This is a genomic window from Spirillospora sp. NPDC046719 (assembly GCF_040645715.1).
Taxonomy (GTDB): domain Bacteria; phylum Actinomycetota; class Actinomycetes; order Streptosporangiales; family Streptosporangiaceae; genus Spirillospora.
Genome location: NZ_JBEYYT010000878.1, coordinates 1 through 1,509, shown reverse-complemented (window position 1 = coordinate 1,509; position 1,509 = coordinate 1). Strand labels below are relative to the sequence as shown.

3 protein-coding genes are annotated in these 1,509 nt (G+C 74.7%); all 3 read right to left on the bottom strand.

What is annotated here, in order from left to right; genetic code table 11:
* On the bottom strand, nt 1-353 hold a 353-nt coding region (locus ABZ914_RS51200; protein ID WP_500201794.1), incomplete at its 3' end, for a hypothetical protein.
* Nucleotides 354-425: 72 nt separating this feature from the next.
* Nucleotides 426-776: an arsenate reductase family protein gene (locus ABZ914_RS51195; RefSeq protein ID WP_500201793.1), complete on the bottom strand. Its 351-nt coding sequence runs from the start codon at nt 774-776 to the stop codon at nt 426-428.
* Nucleotides 777-786: 10 nt separating this feature from the next.
* Nucleotides 787-1,251, bottom strand: coding sequence for a YbaK/EbsC family protein (locus ABZ914_RS51190; RefSeq protein ID WP_190861834.1), 465 nt, complete (start codon nt 1,249-1,251; stop codon nt 787-789).
* Nucleotides 1,252-1,509 lie beyond the last annotated feature (258 nt).

The window sequence follows — 1,509 nt, the reverse complement described above, 5'->3', positions numbered from 1 at the left end:
GGGCGCACCGGACGGGGCGTCCCGCCCGGGGACCCGCCGGTCCGCTTCGGCGTCGGCGCGGGCCGCGGCACGGGCGGGGCGTCCACCCCGCCGCCAGGGTCGGGGTGGGTGACCGCGAAGTTGTACCGCCGCGTCAGCATCCCGAGCTGGCCGGAGACCCAGTGCGCCACCTGGTCGGCCTGCCGGTACCCGGCCTGCGAGACCCCGGCCGGCGGGCGGTGCCCGTTCAGCCAGCCCGAGATCGCGGCCTGCGCGTCCCGCAGCTGCCGGATCACCTGGTCGAGCGCGGGCGGGTCGATGCCCCGGAAGTCCGGGTCGCGCGCGGCCGGGCCGGTGCGCATCTGCGCCGTCATCGCCCCTCCCGGACGTCACTCATCGTCGGCGTGGAACGCCGCAGCGTCCCGGTCCCCAGAATCACACCGGCATCAGCGGCTGTCGAGGGCCTTCTTGACCGAGTCGGGGTCGCGCGCCACCACGGCCTCCTCGCCCGCCAGCACGATCGGCCGCTGGATCAGCACCGGGTTCGCCACCATGATCTCGATCCACCGGGCGCGGTCGTGCTCGAGGTCCTTCAGGCCCAGCTCCTTGGCGACGGGCTCGCCGAGGCGCGCCACGTCCCACGGCTCCGCGCCGATGCGCTTCAGCACCGCGTCCAGCTCGTCGGCCGTCGGCGGCTCGTCCAGGTAGCGCCGCTCGGTGTACTCCACGCCCGCCTCGTCCAGCGCGGCCTTGGCCGCGCGGCTCTTCGAGCAGCGCGGGTTGTGCCAGATCTCCATCGTCAGCCTCTCAACCCACCTCGGCCGGGTCGCCCCCGGTGATCCTCAGCAGCTCCTCGTAGGTGGTCGGGAAGACCGTGTGGGGATGCCCGCCCGCCGCCCACACCTCGTCGTACTTGTCCAGCCACACGTCCACGAGCGTGCGGATCGGGGCCGGGTGCCCGACCGGCGCGACCCCGCCGATCGGCTGCCCGGTCGCCTCCCGGACGAACTCGGGCGTCGCCCGCCGCACCTTCTCCGCGCCCACCAGCAGCGCGACCTTGCCGGTGTCGACCCGGTGCGCGCCGCTCGTCATCACCAGCAGCGGCGCCCCGTCGGCGTCGAACACCAGGCTGTTGGCGATCGCGCCGACCTCGCAGCCGAGCTGGTCCGCGGCCGCCTGCGCGGTGCGGGCCGAGTCCGGCAGCTCGACGATCTCTCCGGCCGCGCCGTGCCCGCGCAGCGCCGCGGCGACCCGTTCGACATTCGGATGCATGCCAGCACCCTACGGTGCTCCGGGCCGTCCGGCCCCCCGTTCGCCTGCGCGAACGCCCGCGCGGACGCCTCCGGCCTGCGGAAAGCGACACCCGTTCGAACACGTTGACGAATCGGCGGCCGGGCGCTTTACTGTGAGTGCGTCGAACTTATGTTCGATGTGGTGCGGGACTCGCGGCCCGCACCAGGGCGACGTCCCCGACCGGCGCAGCGGTGGCCGGCGGGACGGACGGCCGGGCGGAGTGAGGGGAAGCTCTCC